At 57.7% G+C, this 19,126-nt stretch carries 17 protein-coding genes; 12 read left to right on the forward strand and 5 right to left on the reverse strand.

Translation table 11 applies throughout. The annotated features are described in order from the left end of the window. Window positions 1-69 precede the first annotated feature (69 nt). The gene (locus tag ACYQ11_RS11170; protein ID WP_459923867.1) at window positions 70-546 is read right to left on the reverse strand and encodes an NfeD family protein; all 477 of its coding nucleotides are present in this window, start codon (window positions 544-546) and stop codon (window positions 70-72) included. Next, a complete protein-coding gene (locus ACYQ11_RS11175; protein ID WP_459923868.1) occupies window positions 543-2,039 on the reverse strand; it encodes an NfeD family protein in 1,497 nt (498 codons plus the stop codon). Before ACYQ11_RS11175 ends, ACYQ11_RS11170 begins: the two co-directional genes overlap by 4 nt. A gap of 101 nt (window positions 2,040-2,140) precedes the next feature. Here ACYQ11_RS11175 and ACYQ11_RS11180 point away from each other — a divergent pair, with 101 nt between their 5' ends. The 10 genes from ACYQ11_RS11180 to ACYQ11_RS11225 all read left to right on the forward strand — a co-directional run bounded on the left by ACYQ11_RS11180 (window position 2,141) and on the right by ACYQ11_RS11225 (window position 12,520). After that, a complete protein-coding gene (locus tag ACYQ11_RS11180) occupies window positions 2,141-2,917 on the forward strand; it encodes a sugar phosphate isomerase/epimerase family protein (RefSeq protein ID WP_459923869.1) in 777 nt (258 codons plus the stop codon). Window positions 2,918-3,149: 232 nt separating this feature from the next. Then, window positions 3,150-3,719 carry an RsbRD N-terminal domain-containing protein gene (locus tag ACYQ11_RS11185; RefSeq protein WP_459923870.1) on the forward strand — a complete coding sequence of 190 codons (570 nt, stop codon included), beginning with the start codon at window positions 3,150-3,152 and terminating at the stop codon, window positions 3,717-3,719. A 153-nt stretch (window positions 3,720-3,872) separates the two neighbouring features. Next, on the forward strand, window positions 3,873-4,871 hold the full coding sequence (gene dsrM / locus ACYQ11_RS11190; protein WP_459923871.1) for a sulfate reduction electron transfer complex DsrMKJOP subunit DsrM: 999 nt from the start codon (window positions 3,873-3,875) through the stop codon (window positions 4,869-4,871). Continuing rightward, on the forward strand, window positions 4,871-6,481 hold the full coding sequence (gene dsrK / locus ACYQ11_RS11195) for a sulfate reduction electron transfer complex DsrMKJOP subunit DsrK (RefSeq protein ID WP_459923872.1): 1,611 nt from the start codon (window positions 4,871-4,873) through the stop codon (window positions 6,479-6,481). The genes dsrM and dsrK overlap by 1 nt, the downstream gene beginning before the upstream one ends. After that, window positions 6,474-6,884, forward strand: a complete 411-nt coding sequence (gene dsrJ, locus ACYQ11_RS11200; RefSeq protein ID WP_459923873.1) for a sulfate reduction electron transfer complex DsrMKJOP subunit DsrJ — start codon at window positions 6,474-6,476, stop codon at window positions 6,882-6,884. The genes dsrK and dsrJ overlap by 8 nt, the downstream gene beginning before the upstream one ends. Next, the gene (gene dsrO, locus ACYQ11_RS11205; protein ID WP_459923874.1) at window positions 6,881-7,690 is read left to right on the forward strand and encodes a sulfate reduction electron transfer complex DsrMKJOP subunit DsrO; all 810 of its coding nucleotides are present in this window, start codon (window positions 6,881-6,883) and stop codon (window positions 7,688-7,690) included. The genes dsrJ and dsrO overlap by 4 nt, the downstream gene beginning before the upstream one ends. Before the next feature lie 12 nt (window positions 7,691-7,702). Then, window positions 7,703-8,863 carry a sulfate reduction electron transfer complex DsrMKJOP subunit DsrP gene (dsrP, locus tag ACYQ11_RS11210; RefSeq protein ID WP_459923875.1) on the forward strand — a complete coding sequence of 387 codons (1,161 nt, stop codon included), beginning with the start codon at window positions 7,703-7,705 and terminating at the stop codon, window positions 8,861-8,863. Window positions 8,864-9,097: 234 nt separating this feature from the next. Then, on the forward strand, window positions 9,098-9,961 hold the full coding sequence (locus tag ACYQ11_RS11215; protein WP_459923876.1) for a hypothetical protein: 864 nt from the start codon (window positions 9,098-9,100) through the stop codon (window positions 9,959-9,961). A 100-nt stretch (window positions 9,962-10,061) separates the two neighbouring features. After that, window positions 10,062-10,631 carry a LemA family protein gene (locus ACYQ11_RS11220; RefSeq protein WP_459923877.1) on the forward strand — a complete coding sequence of 190 codons (570 nt, stop codon included), beginning with the start codon at window positions 10,062-10,064 and terminating at the stop codon, window positions 10,629-10,631. Then, window positions 10,628-12,520, forward strand: coding sequence for a DUF2207 domain-containing protein (locus ACYQ11_RS11225; RefSeq protein ID WP_459923878.1), 1,893 nt, complete (start codon window positions 10,628-10,630; stop codon window positions 12,518-12,520). The genes ACYQ11_RS11220 and ACYQ11_RS11225 overlap by 4 nt, the downstream gene beginning before the upstream one ends. Before the next feature lie 220 nt (window positions 12,521-12,740). On the opposite strand, the gene trxC is transcribed toward ACYQ11_RS11225, so the two are convergent. Both trxC and ACYQ11_RS11235 read right to left on the reverse strand, forming a co-directional pair. Then, on the reverse strand, window positions 12,741-13,184 hold the full coding sequence (trxC, locus tag ACYQ11_RS11230) for a thioredoxin TrxC (RefSeq protein ID WP_459923879.1): 444 nt from the start codon (window positions 13,182-13,184) through the stop codon (window positions 12,741-12,743). Window positions 13,185-13,256: 72 nt separating this feature from the next. Beyond that, on the reverse strand, window positions 13,257-14,423 hold the full coding sequence (locus tag ACYQ11_RS11235) for a TraB/GumN family protein (RefSeq protein WP_459923880.1): 1,167 nt from the start codon (window positions 14,421-14,423) through the stop codon (window positions 13,257-13,259). A gap of 267 nt (window positions 14,424-14,690) precedes the next feature. Here ACYQ11_RS11235 and ACYQ11_RS11240 point away from each other — a divergent pair, with 267 nt between their 5' ends. After that, complete coding sequence (locus ACYQ11_RS11240; protein WP_459923881.1) at window positions 14,691-16,394, forward strand: FAD-dependent oxidoreductase; 1,704 nt, start codon at window positions 14,691-14,693, stop codon at window positions 16,392-16,394. Between the two features lie 151 nt (window positions 16,395-16,545). Next, on the forward strand, window positions 16,546-17,955 hold the full coding sequence (locus ACYQ11_RS11245; RefSeq protein WP_459923882.1) for a radical SAM protein: 1,410 nt from the start codon (window positions 16,546-16,548) through the stop codon (window positions 17,953-17,955). Between the two features lie 18 nt (window positions 17,956-17,973). Here the strand turns inward: ACYQ11_RS11245 and ACYQ11_RS11250 are convergent, their stop codons facing one another. Then, window positions 17,974-18,921, reverse strand: a complete 948-nt coding sequence (locus ACYQ11_RS11250) for a tetratricopeptide repeat protein (RefSeq protein WP_459923883.1) — start codon at window positions 18,919-18,921, stop codon at window positions 17,974-17,976. Window positions 18,922-19,126 lie beyond the last annotated feature (205 nt).

Genomic DNA, 19,126 nt, shown 5'->3' on the forward strand with positions numbered 1-19,126 from the left:
TGCCGTCCTTTGATGACGTTTTACGAGTTCATCAGGTGTCACATCTGTTCGTTTATTCGTTTTGGTTCATTATTCTTTTTTGCTGACGATAATCTGATTGCCCGTCACGGCAAGAACAACGATGACTGAGGATTTCTCAAGATACTCGCCGCGACTGACCACGTCAAGCCTTTTTCCGTTGATCAGGGCCGTCCCCGACGGCCTCAGGTCGGTGAGGGCCGTCCCCTCCATGCCGATGTAATGTTCCATCTCCGGTGACTGGGACTGTACCCCGTCCTCCCGGGACAGACTCTTCCGGAGCGCCGCCGGAGACCGGGCCAGAAGCTTGAGCCCCAAAACCAGGGCCAGAGGAATCAGGATCAGATCGGCGGCCACAAACATCATCCCCGCCGAAGGCGACACGACGGAAAACACGAGATAAAGGGAGTAGCCGATCAGGCCCGTTGCCAGAACGGCCAGGATGCCTCCGGTGGGGACGATCACTTCCACGATGACCACCACGATGCCGGCGAGTTGAAGGATAATAGGCAGGATAAGCGCGTTCATGGGGTCTCTTCCTTTCGTGCGACAATAATCCGGTTGCCGTCGATCCGGGTGATCGTCACCGGCGTGCCGCTTTCGATGAACTCGGCCTCGGTGATCACGTCAAACAGGTCGCCGCCGATTTTCATTTTACCCGAGGGCCGGAGGTAGGACACGGCCACGCCCTGATCGCCCACCCTTGCCCGCCGCACCTCCATGGAGTCGGCGTGGGAATCGGACAGGGTGCCGGTCAGGTAAGGCCCCCGGGCGGCGAAGGAAAACCGGGGCAGGACATAGCGGAACATCAACAGGCCCGCGATGATGGCCACCACATAGGAACCCAGGACCATCGTGACGTTTTTGAGCATCAGATCGCCCTGCCAGGGCATGGACGGTTTGGGAAGCACAAAGTCCTGGAGACTCAGCACCAGGCCCACGGCGATGAAGAAAAACCCCGCGATCCCGGCGATGCCGAAACCGGGAATCACGAACACCTCGAATCCCAGAAGCACCAGTCCGAAAACAACGATCAGAAGCTCGGTGTAATTGGCCATGCCGACGGCGTACTGACTGCCGAAGGCCAGAGACAGGCAGATGATGCCCACGATGCCCGGCGCACCGAAGCCGGGGGCCTTGATTTCGGTGTAGACGGCGGCCAGACCGATCATCATCAGAATGGGACTGAGGCTGATCATCAGGCCCAGAAAGGATTCGGTCCATTTCTTTTCAAGGGTCACGGTTTCGAGGGACCCGTGACCGGCTTTGGCCAGAGCGTCGGCCAGATCGTCGGCACTGGCCAGGGAAAACCCAAGGTCGCGGGCTTCCACGTCGTCCATGGTCAGCAGCTCGCCCTTGCGGACCACGGTTTTCTTGTTGGCCGCCCGCTGTTTGTCCGCCTCGGGAAGATCCGCGTATTCGGTGGCTTCGAGGTACAGGGTATTCCCGTCCAGCTCCAGGCGGAACACCTCCAGGTCGGCGCTGACCATGGCTTCGGCCAGATTTTCGTCATACCCGTTTTTTTTGGCCAAAGACCGGAACTGGGCCCTAAGGGGTGACTGAAATTTTTCGCCGAGCATCTGGGGGCCGTCCTGGGAATAGGTGATGGGGGCGCAGTCGCCGATGGTGGTGTGCCGCTTCATCACCAGCCGCTCGCAGGACAGGGCGATAAGAGCGCCTGCTGAAATCGCCTTGGTTTTCACATAAGCCAGGGTCGAGGCCTCCCGGATCCCGGTGATGGTCTCGACGATGGCCAGGGCCGAATCCACCCGTCCGCCGAAGGTATCCATCTCGAACACGATCAGGGGCTTTTCCCCCAGGGGAATCTCTCCCACCGAGCGTTTAATGAAGGCCGCCATCTGGGGGCTGACCTCGCCGCTGACCGGGATCAGGTAGGCCCGTCCCGGCTGCGGGGCATTCTCGGAAAAAGCCTTTGAAAAAACCCCGAAAACCAGTAAAAGGATAACGATCAGAACCGATGCGGTTCGTGAACAGGCAAAGGGTGGACCCGTTTTCGTCATGATTCCGGCCGCCTTTATGTCAATGAGGGTGAAAAACCAAGGTGTCGGCGCACGTGCGATACCTCTGCATGTATAACTGAAAACCCGATGAGGATCAAGCGATGAAAGACATGGCGGCCAAGGTCCAGGTGAATATTCCCTTCCGGATGCTCGTTTCGGACTACCTGGACCGGTTTCTCGACCTGGGGCTGAACCCGGAAATCGGCCTGGACGCCGAATCCCTGGACCGGTTTGCCCCGGACGATTTCAAACGGGCGGCCGACCGGTTCCGGGACCTTGGCCGCCGCATCACGGTCCACGGCCCCTTCATGGATCTGTCGCCGACCTCCCCGGATCCGGCCATCACGGCTGTGACGGAAAGACGGTTCGATCAGATGTTCGAAGCCCTTGGGGCCATAAAGCCCGTCACGACGGTGGTCCATGCGGGGTACGATCCGAGAAAGCACGTGTTCATGAGGGATCTCTGGCTGGAGAAGAGCCTCGCCTTCTTCCAAAAGGCCTCCCTGCGCGCCGCCGGTCTGGGCACCCGCCTGATGCTCGAAAACGTCTACGAGGAAACGCCCGAAGACCTGCTTCCCCTCATCGACGCCCTCGACCCGGAAACGGTCGGCGTCTGCCTGGATGTGGGCCACCTGCACGCTCTGGGCACCGTCGGCCTGGACCGCTGGCTGGCCGTGCTCGGCCGTCGCATCGGCCAGTGCCATCTCCACGACAACCGGGGGGACCGGGACAGTCATCTGGCCATGGGCGAGGGCACCATCGACTTTGACCCGCTGTTCCGATTCATCGAAAACCGCGGACCGGTGCTGACTCTGGAGCCCCACGAGGAAAAAGATCTTTACACCTCGCTTGCGTACCTTCAGCGATTTTACCGTTGAGGCCGGGCGATCGGCAGCCCCGGGTCCCGCCGGTGATCGTCCGATGAAAACGGCCCCCGGCCCTGAAACCGGCCAAACTAGGTCTTGACATAAAACGTAAAAATGCACTATATGGTTCGTTTGAAAAAGCTTTGAATATACTTGAAAATAAATGTTTTTCAAGGGCGTTACACAAATCGTCACAGGGCGTAAGCCACGCCGGACGGCGCGCAGGACAACCGAAGGAGAGACGATGGGCCTGAAAAAATTACTGGACCGGAAAAAGTCCGAAATCGTCAAACGCTGGTTCGATCAGGTGATCCGATCCTTTCCCTCCGAAAGTTCAAGCTTCCTTCTGAATCTGTCGGATCCCTTTTCCAATCCGGTGGGCGCCACGACCTTCCACAGCCTGACGGACACCTTCGAGGCCCTGATCACGGACAAGCCCCGGGAAGACCTCCTCTCCCTGCTTGACCCCGCGATCCGCATCCGGGCCGTCCAGGAATTCAGCCCGTCAATCTCCATCGCCTTTGTTTTTTTTCTCAAAACCATTGTTCATGAACTTGCCGAAAAGGGCCTGGCGTCCGGCGACATTACCCGGTCCGAGCTCGACGATTTCAACGGCAAGGTGGACGGACTCAGCCTTATCGCCTTTGACATTTATATGGGCTGCCGGGAACAGATCTTCAAATTCCGGGCGGAGCATGTGAAAACCAGAACGCTCAAGCTTCTGGAAAAAGCGGATATATTGTGTGAGGTGCCCGAAGTCGGGACCGATATTATTCCACATGATGTTTATAAAAACGGAGGCTTCGAACGTTAGTAGCCGTTTTTTCTTCCAACCGGCGGCATGCATGCCGAAAAGGGGTTGCCTGTGATCGGGGTCGGCGTTCACAACACACCCCGCTTCGCGTCAGGCCGGCGGTCGAATGAAAGACGGTCAACACCGGGAAGCTCCAAAGGGTGAGGAAAAGAAATGATCGTAAATATTATGATGTCCCTCGTTGCAGTTGTCGTTCTGGGAGCCGTCGCCTATGCAGGCGGCAGCATACCGGGGCTGCAGGTGGTGTTCGGGATATGGATACCGTATGTGGCCGTGGCCGTTTTCGTCCTCGGTTTCATCTACCGTATCTTCAAGTGGGCCAAGTCTCCGGTCCCCTTCCGAATCCCCACAACATGCGGCCAGCAGAAATCCCTGACCTGGATCAAGCACAATGCGATCGATAACCCCTCCACGACCAGAGGCGTTATCCTTCGGATGTTCTTTGAAATCGTGACCTTCCGGTCCCTTTTCAGGAACACCAAGAGCGCGATCAAGGGAGACCGGATCTCCTACGAATGGGAAATCTGGCTGTGGCTCGCGGCCCTGGCGTTCCATTACTCTTTCCTGGCCGTCGTGTTTCGGCACCTGAGGTTCTTCCTCGAACCGGTTCCCTTCTGCGTCTCCCTGGTGGAAACCCTGGACAGCTTCTTCCAGATCGGTCTCCCCCTGGTCTTCGCGTCGGGCATTGTCCTGTTCGCGGCGGTGCTCTACCTGCTCTCCCGCCGGGTAATGATCCCCCAGGTCAAGTACATCTCGATGATCGCCGATTATTTCCCCCTGCTCCTGATTCTGGGCATCGCGGGAACCGGCATCTACATGCGCTATTTCCTCCGGGTGGACATCCTGGCCATCAAGGAGATGACCATGGGCCTCGTGACCTTCAACGCAGTCATCCCCGCGAACGTCAGCCCCATGCTGTTCGTTCATCTGTTCCTGGTTTCGACGCTTCTGATCTACTTTCCGTTCAGCAAGCTGATGCACATGGGCGGTGTGTTCCTGAGCCCCACCCGCAACCTGGCCAACAACAGCCGCATCAAACGGCACATCAACCCGTGGAACCCTGATCTGGAATTCGTCACCTATGAGAAATACGAGAACGAATTCAGGGAGAAAATGATCGAAGCTGGTCTTCCAGTGGAAAAGGAGTCCTGATGAATATTAAACCGGAAGATATGATAAAGATTGACGACACACCGCCGGCCAAACACTGGATGGATGTTCCTCCGGATTTTTCCGAAGGCAAATACCTGTATCCGGCCAAACCCAAAACCCTGGACTACCTGCATCTGCCCAACCCCAGAGACTGGTCTCCGGCCGACGAGGACTGGAAACTCCCTGAAAACTGGCAGCAGATCATTCACGAAGGCTTCAAGGAACGGCTGGATAAATACCGTTCCCTGAAAGTGTTCATGGACATCTGCGTTCGCTGCGGTGCCTGCGCCGACAAATGCCATTTCTACATCGGTTCCGGTGATCCCAAGAACATGCCCGTGCTTCGGGCCGAGCTTCTCCGGTCGATCTACCGCAACGATTTCACCACCGTGGGCAAAATTTTCGGCCGCCTGGCCGGGGCACGCAAGCTGACCCCCATGGTCATCAAGGAATGGTTCTCGTACTTCTATCAGTGCACCGAATGCCGACGCTGTTCCGTGTTCTGCCCCTACGGCATCGACACGGCGGAAGTCACCATGATGGGCCGGGAACTTCTCAGCCTTCTGGGCGTGAACATCAACTGGATCAAGGACCCGGTGGCCAACTGCTCACGCACCGGTAACCATCTGGGCATCCAGCCCCAGAACTTCAAGGAAATCATCGAATTTTTCTGTGACGACATTGAAGAGATCACCGGCGTCAAGATCAACCCCTCGTTCAACCGCAAGGGCGCCGAGATTCTGTTCGTGACCCCCTCCGGCGACGCCTTCGCCGATCCGGGCACCTACACCTTCATGGGCTACCTGATGCTGTTCGAACACATCGGGCTGGACTACACCCTGTCCACCTACGCCTCCGAAGGCGGCAACTTCGGCCTGTTCTCCTCGTCCGACCTGATGAAGAAACTCAACGCCAAGATGTACCACGAAGCCAAACGTCTGGGCGTCAAGTACATCCTGGGCGGCGAGTGCGGCCACATGTGGCGGGTCATCAACCAGTACATGAGCACCATGAACGGCCCGGCCGACTTCCTCGAAGTGCCCAAGTCTCCGATCACCGGCACGGTGTTCCACAACGCGGCCGAAACCAAAATGGTCCACATCGCCGAGTTCACCGCGGATTTGATCAAGCACAACAAGCTCAAGCTGGATCCGAGCCGCAACGACCACCTCAAGGTCACCTGGCACGATTCCTGTAACACGGCGCGCGGCATGGGTCTCCTCGACGAACCGCGCTACGTGCTGAACGCGGTCTGCAACCATTTCTACGAAATGCCCGCCAACACCATCCGTGAATACACCTTCTGCTGCGGCAGCGGCTCGGGAACCAACACCGAGGAAATCATGGAACAGCGTCTGAGGGGCGGTCTTCCCAGAGCCAATGCGGTCAAGTATGTTCACGAGAAATACGGCGTCAACATGCTGGGCTGTGTGTGCGCCATCGACCGGGCGGCCCTGCCCCCGCTGATGGATTACTGGGTGCCCGGCGTCGAGGTCACCGGACTTCATGAACTGGTGGGCAACGCGCTGGTGATGGAAGGTGAAATCGAACGAACCATGAACCTGAGAATGGAAGATTTACCAGGTGCGGAGGGTGATAGTGATGAATGAAAAAATTAAAATCGTCGCCGGACTGGTCATCTTTGTCCTGATCGCCACGTGTCCGTTCTGGATCAACGCGGGCAAAGCCAAAGAGGTCCCCAAACCGGTTCTTTCCGAAAAGGCCCTGGCCGCAGGAACCTGTATTCTGCCGAAGGACGTCATGGCCACCAACCACATGCAGTTGCTGGACGGCTGGAGAAATTCCGTCGTACGCGACGGGCAGTTCGTCCACGTCGTCACGGATGAGGCGACCGGCACGGTCAAGGAATACGACATGAGTCTGTCCAACACCTGCCTCGCCTGCCATACCAACAAAGCGGAGTTCTGTGACTCATGCCACAACTATGCTTCTGTTAACCCTTACTGCTGGGACTGCCACGTGGACCCCAACGCCAAGGAGGCATCATTATGAAAAACAGAAGAGATTTTCTGAAAGTGGCCGGAGCATCCGCTCTGGGTCTCTCGACCCTGTCGGCCGGAAATGCCTTCGCCATCGGCGAGCATTTCATTCCCGCAGATGAGACCAAGGAAAAAAACGGCGCCCTCAAGGGCACCCGCTGGGGCATGGTCATCGACACACGAAAACTCAACCACAAGGTCGTCGAGGACATCGTCCACATCTGCCGTGAAAAACACAACGTTCCGGACTACAACCTGTTTACGGAACCTGAAAACAACAAGAAGAATCACGATGTCAAATGGGTCTGGGAAGAGCACTACCACAACGCCTTTCCCGATCAGGCCGCCGATTTTCTGTCAAAGAAACTCGAGCACACCCCGTTTATCGTGATGTGCAACCAGTGCGACAATCCGCCCTGTGTCCAGGCCTGTCCGACCAAGGCCACGTTCAAACGACCCGACGGCATCGTCCAGATGGATTTCCACCGCTGCATCGGCTGCCGGTTCTGCATGGCCGCCTGCCCCTACGGATCACGGAGCTTCAACTTCCAGGATCCGAGAAACGGTCTTCCCGGCGGACTGCCCACCAACCCGGATTTCCCCACCCGCATGAAAGGCGTGGTGGAAAAATGCAATTTCTGCGTGGAACGGCTGGCCGTGGGTAAAAAGCCCTATTGTGTCGAGGTGTCCAAGGGAGCTATCACGTTCGGCGATCTTGGCGATGAACATTCGGAGATCCGTCGGATGCTCGAAGAAAACTATACGATCCGTCGAAAATCGAACCTGGGAACAGGGCCTTCGGTTTTCTACATCGTGTAACAGGAGGTAACGATGCTGGACAAAGCGTTAAACGGAAGTAAAAGTTACTGGCTGTGGCTGGCGGGTCTTGGCGCGATCATTGGCCTGGCTTTTCTTGTCTATATGAAGCAGTGGTCCTTCGGTCTGGGAATCACCGGCATGCACCGGGATTTCACCTGGGGCTTCTACATCGCACAGTTCACCTTTCTCGTCGGGGTTGCCGCCGGGGGCGTGATGCTGGTGCTGCCTTACTACCTGCATGACTACAAGGCCTTCGGCCGGATCACCATCCTCGGTGAATTCCTGGCCATCGGCGCGGTGACCATGTGTCTGCTGTTCATCATCGCCGACCTGGGCCAGCCCATGCGGGCCATGAACGTGATTTTGAACCCCACGCCCTATTCCATGCTGTTCTGGGATGCCGTGGTACTCAACGGCTACCTGCTGATCAACCTCGTTGTCGGCTGGAAACTGCTGGAAGCCGAGCGCAACGGCGTGGCGGCACCCGGTTGGGTCAAGCCGTTGATTTATTTGTCCATTCCCTGGGCCTTCGGCATCCATACCGTGACCGCCTTTTTGTACAGCGGTCTTCCGGGACGGGGCTTCTGGCTTACCGCCGTTCTGGCCCCGCGGTTTCTTGCCTCGGCCTTCGCGGCAGGTCCTGCCTTTCTGATGCTCCTCTGCTTCATCGTCCGTCGGAACACCAACTTCGATCCGGGCGAGAAAGCCATGAAAACGCTGATGAAAATCATCACCTACGCCCTGATCGCCAACGTGTTTTTCTTTGCCTGCGAGCTGTTCACGGCCTTCTACAGCCAGATTCCCGAACATATGGCGCACATCAAGTACCTGTTCGGGTTTGACGGCCACGGTCACAACGTGATCGCGCCCTGGATGTGGACCTCGATGATCCTGATGCTGACGGCGATCTTTTTCCTGATTCAGCCCAAGATCCGCAACAACGAAAAATACATGCCCATTCTCTGCATCATGGTCTTCGTCGGCACCTGGATCGACAAAGGCATGGGCATGATGGCCGGCGGGTTCGTCCCCTCGACCCTTCACCATTACAACCAGTACGTCCCGACCCCGTCCGAACTGATGATCACCTTCGGCATCTGGTGCGTCGGCTTCGTGGTCATCACGGTGCTCTACAAAATTGCCGTGTCCATCAAAGAAGAAGTTCGAGCTTAGACGATCGCATCGCCTTTACGCTCTATGGTCGAAGGACCCGTCCCCGAAAGGGGGCGGGTCCTTTTTTTTGATAATAGCTTATTTGGGGGTGGACAATTTCCCATACACTCGATAATGTGTTTCAAAGCACACGACAGACGGTCGTATCATCTCACGCCAACCTTTTTTTGATCGGGAGTTATGGGTCTGATCCGCACACCATCGTCCACCGCCGTTTTTCGGAATTTTCTCATTTTGAACGTGATTGCATCGGTCCTGCTGTTTCAGCCCCACGTCTCCTTTAGTCATCCAACCCATACCCTGCGCATCAACCAGAAGGACCTGGCCTGGATCGGCCAGACCATGTATCAGAAGGAATGCGGCAAAGACCCTGACAAGCTGCTGACCTGGAACGCCGGTGAATCCTTTGCCTCCCTGGGCATCGGACACTTCATCTGGTATCCGTGCGGGCAATCCGGCCCCTTCGAGGAAAGCTTTCCCGCCTTTCTGGATTTCGCCCGAAAACGCGGGATCCGGCCCCCGGCCTGGATCGAAACGGCCGATGATCCCGGCTGCCCCTGGACGAACCGGCAGGATTTCTACGCGGATCGGGACAGCGCCCGCATGCAAACCCTCAAGCGTTTTCTGATCCGGACCATGCCCGAACAGAGCCTTTTTATCGTCAACCGGCTCAAGGACGCCTTTCCCAAAATCATGGCCTCGGTGTCTCCCCAGAAAAAAAATCATGTGCGGCATCAGTTTATGCGTGTCGCCGATTCATCCGTCAAGCTCTACGCCCTCATTGATTACGTGAATTTCAAAGGCGAAGGGACCCGCCGGACCGAGCGTTACAACAACCAGGGATGGGGACTGCTTCAGGTGCTCGAGGAAATGAACGGCACGGACCGCGGTGAGACGGCCCTCCACGAATTTTCACGGGCTGCGGAAGCGGTGCTTGTCCGACGGGTCCAAAACGCCCCCCTCGAGCGCCGGGAACACCGCTGGCTGCCCGGCTGGAAAAACCGCGTCAACGGTTATCGCCACCTGGGCCGACAGCGACCGATTTCTTTCTCTTCCGGCCACCTGACCAGCGCAGGACCCCATCGCTCTGCTACATGACAGGAGAGGCTCATCCCAGTCCGGGCGCATGCGCACCGAAACGTGCCCGTCAACCCATAACCAGGATGTCTTTGCATCCGACCCCCCCGAGGACAAGCGTATGACTTTCATCTTGATTTTCGCACTCCTTGCCGTAATTTTTACGGCACTGATTTTCGTTATCGTGATCTACAACGGTTTCATCAGACTAAGGAACCAGTGTGAAGAAGCCTTCGCCACCATGGACGCCTATCTCAAAAAACGGTATGACCTTGTTCCCAATCTCGTATCCATCGTCAAGGGCTATGCCTCCCATGAGAAGGAAACCCTTGAACGGGTGATCGAGGCCAGGAACAGGGCCATGGCATCCGGGTCCATTGACGATCTCCAGAAAAATGAAAACGTCCTTGCGTCCGGGCTCAAACGTCTATTTGCATTGAGCGAGGCTTACCCGGATCTCAAAGCCAATGAGGGGTTTGTCAACCTTCAGAACCAGCTGCAAAGCATTGAAACGGATATCCTTCAGGCTCGCAAATACTACAATGCCGTGGTCAAGGCCTTGAATACCAAACGGGAACTCTTTCCCCAGTCCTTCATTGCGGCCATGATGAACCTTGAAAAAAAAGAATATTTCGAAATCGATTCTTCGGAAAAAAGCCCAGTTCACGTGTCCTTCGGGGATCTGCGATGAAGCGGATCAGCCTTGTCACGGTTTTTTGCCTGGCCCTCGTTTGTTCGTCCTCCGCCATGGAGGCCTTTGACATCGACACCTACCACATCGACATGGAGGTGATGGAAAACAACGTCTACCACATCACCGAAACCATCGATCTCACGTTCACGGAAGAACGCCGGGGGATCATTCGGGAGCTCCCGCTCCTGTTTGACAAAAAGCCGGTCAACATCCATTCCGTGTCCGTCCCGGGACACCAGTACAAGATCATGCATGAACCCCGGACCCTGCTGATCCGCATCGGACATCCCGATATCCTCGTTCACGGCAGGCAGCGTTATGTCATCCGCTACGCCTACGATGTGGGGGCGGACAGCCTGTCGGATATGGATGAATTCAATCATAACCTGATCGGACTTGAATGGGATACGACCATTGCTGCGGCGAGCTTCGACATCCGGCTGCCCAAACCCTTTCGCGCCGAGGATGTGAATGTGACCTCCGGCCCCTATGGTTCCACAGACAACACCGGTGTTGACTGGACCGTTCACGGAACGACCATCCGGGGAAGCATCACCCGACCGTTAGGCAACCATGAAGGCCTCACGGTGGCCCTGCCCCTTCCCGAGGGGTACTGGGTTGGTGCCAAGCGACACTGGCCGCCCCTGAAGGATCTTCTGCTCAGCTACCCCCTTTACGGCCTGATGATCTTCTTTGCCTGGCTGTTGTGGTTCACCAAGGGACGGGACAAGCCCGTCATCCCCGTCGTGGAGTTCCGGCCGCCCGACGGGCTGAACCCTGCCGAGATCGGTTACATTGTCGATGGCCTTGTCGATACGGAGGACATCACGGCCCTTGTGATTCACTGGGCCCAGAAGGGCTGCCTGACCATCGAGGAGATTCCGGCATCAACCCAGAGGAAAGGGGGATACCTGGTTCTGACCAAGGTCAGGGATCTGGATGCCGGCGCGAGATCCTATGAAAAGAAGATGTTCCGGAAGATGTTTGAACTCGGTACGGACGGCAAAGTGACAACCCGTGACCTGAGCCTCAGGTTTTACAGCACCATCGCCGAAACGCAGAACGCGGTGATGACGTCTTTTTCGAATCATCCGGAAAGGGCGTTGTATGATCCGAAAAGCCAAACGGTAAAATTAGGGGGTCTGTCGTTTTCTTCCGGCTTTGTTGCAGGCATCTTCGCCTTTGTCCCCCTGTTTCTTATCGCAATCGATCTTTTCAAGGCATTTGATTTCAACCTTTGGCTCAGTGCGTTTATGGCTTTCTTTGCCGTGATCGTCGTTATAGGGCCCTTCGCCACCCTGGGTAAGCACCTGAGCCTGAAAGGGGCGGCCAAGAAAAAAGAATTACTCATCGCGTTTGCTTTCGGTTCAATTTGTGCCGCAGCACTTGGTTTTGCCGCAGTTTATTTCGCCTCAGTGCCTGTCCCCCAGTATCTTGCAGCCCTTTGTGCTACGGTTTTAAGCAGCTTTTTCATACATCTGATGCCCAAACGAACACCTTACGGCGACAGCATCCTGTCACGGGTTCTCGGTTTCCGGGAATTCATCGAAAAAGCGGAAAAGGCCAAGCTTGAACTGATGTTTGAGGCCGACCCTCAGTATTACTACCATATCCTTCCCTATGCCATCGTGCTTCGGTCAAGTTCTAAATGGTCCGCCCACTTCGAGGGTATGGCGGTTCCGCCCCCGACCTGGTATGGGGCATCGCGCCGTGACCGCTTCGATATTCGGGACTTTGAAAAACGTTTGAACAATGACATCGCGGCGCTCACCAGCAGCATGAACGAGGCACCCGCGTCTTCATCGTCAAGCGGCAGCAGCGGAAGCTCCTCCTCCGGCGGTTTTTCAGGCGGGGGTTCCGGAGGCGGGGGAGGCAGGAGCTGGTAGTCGATTGGCGTTCAACCGTTCGACGGCTTCGTAAAACGTCCGATTTAGCGTTAAAGCGTCACTTCGTGTCTGCGTTGCGCGTCATCCCTCGTCACTGCGGCGCACCCGAAATACGCCTCATTCCTTCCGGATTCGCGACGCCGTAAGCTCGAACGTTTTTCTTTGCCGTCATGTGATGACGTTTTACGAGTTCATCAATCGTTCGGGGGGCCTGTTTTTTTCATGCTCCGATGTGGCGACTCACCCAGGCCAAAAGGCGCTTGAGGTCGACGGCTCCGGACTGGCGGTCTTTTTCCCGACCGTTTTGGAACAGGCAGAGGGTGGGGATGCTCTGGATGCGAAACTGGGCTGCCGTGGCCTGGTCTGTTTCGGTGTTGAGTTTGAGCAGACGGATCCGGGGTTCGAGCCGGGACGCGGCCTCCTGAAAGACCGGCGTCATCATCTTGCAGGGACCGCACCAGGGGGCCCAGAAATCGACGAGAACGGGAATCGTGGTCTTGTCAAGGTGCTTGCGAAACCCAAGGCCGGTCAGTTCGAGGGGACGCCCCGTAAACAGACTCTTTTTGCATTTGCCGCAGACCGGACGATCCGACAGTTTGTCGGCGGGGATTCGGTTGACGGCGAGGCAGGCGGGACACACGAGGATATGTAACGAAGCAGTCATCACGCTCTCCTTTTGAATGCGCAGGCGATAGTCCTAAATGAAAGGATCGGCGGGGCCCTGTCCACCCGTCGATCAGTGAATCACCTTGTACATCAGCGGCAACGCCACAAAGGTGCCGAAGGTACTGCCCAGGTTGGTAAACACCACCACCAGAAGAATCCGGGTTACCTTGTTTCTCCAGAAGCCCCTGACGCTGAGGATGTCGTCGGACAACTGTTCGAGATCGCGGACCTTGGGCCGACGGACATAGGCTTCGGTCAGGCCGGACACCCACCCTGCGGCCACCATGGGATTGAGCGAGGTGATGGGGGCGGCGATCACGGCCGATAGAATGGTCAAGGGATGGGCCAGGGCGATCACGGCCCCCAGGCCCGCCAGAATACCGTTGGCCGCCACCCACCAGCCCACCATTTCCGTCCCCGCATCAGCGCCTTTGAAAAAAAAACCGCCGACGATCAGGGCGCAGATGAGAAGGGGAATCAGCCAGGCGAGAACCGGACCGAACCGCCCCTTGGGCGGCAGGCTGTCCAGGGCCTCGATGTCGATGGGCTCGTTCAGATATCGCAGAATGCCGGGGGCATGACCGGCCCCGACCACGGCCACGACGGTATCGCCGGGGGCGGTGCGGATCTTGTGGCAGAGGTACTGGTCCCGCTCGTCGATGAGAATCTTGCGGATGATGGGATGGGACTTTTCCACATCGGCCAGGACCGTCTGAAGCACATCGTCGGTTTTCAGACGTTCGATATCCTCTTCCTCGATCTCGTCGGTGTTACCCAAGGAAAACAGCATCTGGAACAGCAGCTTGACCTTACTGAGCAGGCCCATGGATCGCCAGGTCCGGGAAAGCGTGACGTTGATCTCCCGGTCGGCCAGGTGCACTTCCGCGCCGATCTGTCCGGCGACAGTCGCCGCCCGGACCATTTCTTCTCCGGGGCGGACACCGAATTTATCGGCAATTTTTTTCTGAAACGAGGCCAGAAGCAGATTGGACAGAAGCAGGAAGGATTTTTTCTCCCGAACCACCTTCACGATGTCCATGTCTTCCCACCTGTCCTTCTGCATTACCGCATGGTACCGGGATTCACAGAGTTCCACACAGACCGTGTCTGGCCGGTGCTCACGGATCACCCGCTCGACCAGGTCCACGCTGTCTCTGGATACATGGGCCGTACCGACAAGCACGATGGTCTTGCCGTTGTAATGAATGACGTCAACGTTGTCTTCTGCGGAACGCATACGGTGCTTTTCCTTTGCCTGATGATAAATGAATCCGGTCCCCTCGACAGATTAAGCGTATAGTATATTTATCCCCGTTTGACAACCGTCGCGTGCTGCATGGCCGGGGCAATCGCATGGTCCGTCTTCTTCTTGTCCGCTGTGTGTCCGCGGCACATGCGCCTGTGCCGGATTAAACGTTGACGCCTTTTCCGGATTGCGGTAGGGAATTGGTTTGCTTGAAGCGTTGCTTCTCCGACACCTTATAACGATGAGTCGAGGTTTGATATGGCCAAACAAGTGATCGTAATCGGCGCGGTGGCCCTGGGCACCAAAGCGGCCTGCCGTCTAAAGAGACTGTCCCCGGACACCGAAGTGATCGTTCTGGACAAGGACGAAAAGATTTCCTACGGCGGATGCGGGATCCCCTATTATATTTCCGGCGACGTGGCCGAGGCCGATGCCCTTCAGAGCACGGCCTTCCATATGGTCCGCGACTCCGAATTCTTCCGAAAAATCAAGGGGCTCACAGTCATGAACGGCACCGAAGTGCTGAGCATCGACCGTAAAAACAAACAGGTCATCGCCCGGACCACCGCGGGGAAAGACCTGACCCTGCCCTACGACCAGCTGGTGATCGGAACGGGCAGTCGGCCCCGGGACCTGAACATCCCCGGCCAGAATCTCAAGCGGATCTATCCCGTGGGAAACCTGCAGGACGCCATCAACATCAAGGCCCTGATTGCCGAAGGCCGGGTTGAATCGGCCGTGATTGTCGGGGCGGGCTTCATCGGACTTGAAATGGCCGAAGCCCTGTCGGACATGTGGGGCATCGAGACCTCGGTCATTGAAATGGCCGACAGGATCATGCCCGGCAACGTCAGCCGGCCCATGGCCAAAATGGCCATGAAGGCCCTTAAGGATCACGGGGTGTCCATTTTCCTCGAAGAGCGGGTGCTGCGGTTTGAAGGTGAAGGCCGGGTGGAACGGGTGGTCACCGACAAACGGACCCTTGACGCCGACATCGTGATCATGGCCGTGGGCATCCAGCCCTGTTCGGAACTGGCCGTCAAAGCGGGTCTTGCAATCGGCAACACCGGCGCCGTCAAAGTCAACGAGCGGCTTCAGACCTCCGACCCGGACATTTATGCGGGGGGCGACTGCGCCGAGGTGATCAATCTGGTCAGCGGCCGTCCGGGGTTCTATCCCATGGGCTCCATCGCCAACCGTCACGGCCGGATCATCGGCACCAACCTGGCCGGGGGCCACGCCCAGATCGAAGGGGCCATCGGCTCCTATGTGGTCAAGCTCTTCGACACCTCCCTTGCCGGAACCGGCCTGACCCTGGATGCGGCAAAACAGGCCGGACTAAACGCAATGAGCGTCCGCATGGGTGCGTTGGACCGGGCCCACTTCTATCCCCACAAGGAATTCATGTTTCTTGAACTGGTGTTCGAACCGGACACCCGGCGGATCCTGGGCATCCAGGGGTTCGGTACCAGCGGCGACGCCATGGTGGGCCGCATCAACGCCGTGGCGGCCATGCTCAAATACAGGCCCGTGCTGGCCGATATCAGCAATCTTGAATTCGCCTATTCGCCGCCCTTCTCCTCGGCCATGGACATTGTCAACGCCCTGGCCAACGTGGCGGAAAACGTCCTCGAAGGGCGTCTCAAACCCCTGGACCACGAAAGCTTCGAGCTGCTGTGGTCAAACGATGAAAACACGGACGTCTATTTGCTGGACTGCCGTGAACGGGCCGATGCCGCTCCGTTCCTCAGCAAATATCCCGGACGCTGGCACAACATTCCCCAGGGCGAGATCAAGGAACGCATTGACGAGATCCCGAAAGACAAGAACATCGTCCTGGTCTGCAACACCGGCATGCGCTCCTATGAAGCCCAGTTGAACCTCCGTGAAATGGGCATCGACACGTCCCAAAGCATCGAAGGCGGCATGAAAATGCTCCAGACCTGGGGTCTTGACATCTGATCACCCTGCCGGGACGGGTCCAGACCCGTCCCGGCACCCTCCCGTTCTTCCGACGACCCGTCAAATTTTCTTGCACTCCCATCGAAAAAAGCTCATAGATACAGCCGGACACACGTTTCACTCAACCAGGGCCGACCAAGGAGACCGGATCATGAACCCATCGCAGACGATGACAGCATTACGGCAGGAACTGATCGCCGCCAATCTTTCCGAATACGCCGATATGAAGGAGGCGCTGACCTGGGTAACCGAGGACGGGGCCCGGCATGGGGAACAGCGGCGGGGAGAACTTCTGGCCGCCTTCGGGGACCGGATTTCCTGGCTGTTCAGCCAGACCAAACCGACCTGGGGGCCAATCTCACCGGGATGCACTGCCTGCGGAAACGGGGGCTGGTCCTGCCTGTTCATCAACGGCAAATGCAACTGCCGCTGCTTCTACTGCCCCACCAGCCAGGACGAGATCAGCGTGCCCACCACCAACCGCCTTCCGTTTTCCCGGGAAAAGGACTATGGGGAGTACGTGAATCATTTCGGGTTTCAGGGGGTGAGCATCAGCGGCGGAGAGCCCCTGCTCACCGCCGACAAAACCGTCCGGTTCATCGACCATGTCCGCCGCAACAGCGACGATAGCCGCCACATCTGGATGTACACCAACGGCACCCTGCTTGACGAAAACACGGTCCGTCGGCTCAAAGACGCCGGGCTCAACGAAATCCGTTTCGACATCAGCGCCAAGGATTATGACCTGTCCCGGCTGCGTCTGGCCGTGGGCCACATTCCCGTCGTCACCGTGGAAATCCCCGCCATCCCCGAAGACCGGGACCGCCTGTCGGCCCTCCTGACCGAGCTTCACGAGGTCGGAGTCAACCACCTGAACCTTCACCAGTTGCGTCTGACGCCTCACAACAGCCGGTTTTTGAGCCGGAGAAACTACACCTTTCTGCATGGGGAAAAGGTCACGGTTCTGGAATCGGAACTGACCGCCCTGTCCATTCTCAACGAATGCGCGGAACGCTCCCTGCCCCTGCCGGTCAATTACTGTTCGTTTACCTACAAAAACCAGTTCCAGAAGGCCGCGGCGCGGAAACGAAGCGCCCGTTGGATCATAAAGCCCGTTGAAAGCCTCACCGAAAGCGGGCTGATCCGGACGATGACCGTGAGCGGGCCGCCGGAGGTCACGGCACAAAATGCCCGCGCCCTTGAGGCCCGTTATCCTGAAAAAGGCCTGTGGCAGGCCGGATCGAATGCGCTCACGGTCCATCCCGAGCTTTCGCCCCTTCTGGACAAAACCGGGTGCACCCTGACCCTCACCTACGCCGAAGCGGTACTCAGCCCGGCCCTGTCCTACCACCATCCCTTCAGTGAGGTCCGGCTGCCGTCGGGCATGAAGATCTACGTGGAAAAACGGGTACGCAAACGCCTGACCCTCGAGGGTGCTGCGATCGACGCCTTCGAACAACGGGTGCTTGGCAAGGCGCCCGCGGAGGACGCCGCCGGGCATGGGGATGCCCCCTTTGTTTCAGCGGAATTCATCACCCCGGGGCTCCAGAGTTATTTCTGACGCCGCCCCGGGGTACCCTCAGTCGCAGGGGCCGGAAATGACCGCGCCCCCGGCCCATTGTTTGAGGAAATGATCGGTGACCGGCCGAGGTTGGGCCGCATCACCCTGGGCGGTGAGGCTTGTTTTCAGAAGATCGGACACCACCCGGGCATTGTCGGCGTCACCCACAAGGGTTTGGACGGCAAGACTGCGGTACAGGTAATCGGCGGCCGTTTCGTACTGATTCATGGCCAGATGGACCCGGCCCAGGGCCGTGAGATCGGCGGCGATGCCCCGGACGGCATTGGCGTTTCTGTCTGTGTCAAGGGCCTGAAGGTAATACCGGATGGCCTGGTCCAGATCGCCTTTCGTTTCCATCAGCCGCCCCACGGCATGGGAAATGACGGCGTATTCAAAGGGCCTGTCCGGCGAACACAGGGCCAGGGCCTGAACCATCAGGGGGTCGGCTTCGGCAATGCGGTCCTGATCGATCAGCCACAGAGCCCGGTGGCTGAGCAGGGTGGGTTGAGCGAGTCCCGCCGCCCGGGCCAGGATTTCGGCCTGATCGAGCAAGGCCCCGGCCCGGTCGGGCTGCTTCAAATCCATATGCGCCGCCGCGGCATTGGAAAGGGCCTGGATCCGATCGGACCTGAGCCCCAGGCGTGCGAACAGCCGTTCCGCCTCGTCGAAACAGGAGAGGGCCGTGGCCGGGTCCTGTGTTGCCCGGTACAACGCACCCAGATTGTTGAGGGTCTTGGCGACACCGCCCTGATCGTCGCAGGCGGCAAACCGCTCCAGGGCCTTTTCAAAGGACTCGGCGGCCTTGTCGTAGCAGCCGCGCATGTACCAGGTGTTGCCCGTGACAAGCTCGTCGACGGCCGCCGCCTGATGGCGGGGCAACCGGGGGGCGTCTTTGGCTGAGCAGGCCGCAAGGCCGCAGACGAGAACCGCGAGGGTCCAGAGACTGATCATCCGAAATATCACCATGAGCGCCTTTCCGTTTCAGATCCATGAAATTCACGATGGGGAAAACTATACATCCGATGGGAAAGAATGTCAAAACGCTTGCATTATCGACATCGTCGATGATGCAAGCGAGAGAGAATCGATAAAAGAAATTGGACGAAGGCCGGCTGTCTGTGAGACACTGACGCGCTTAACGGTTCCCGGCCCCAACGATCCGGCGGACCCT

Source organism: Desulfatiferula olefinivorans (genome assembly GCF_054657895.1).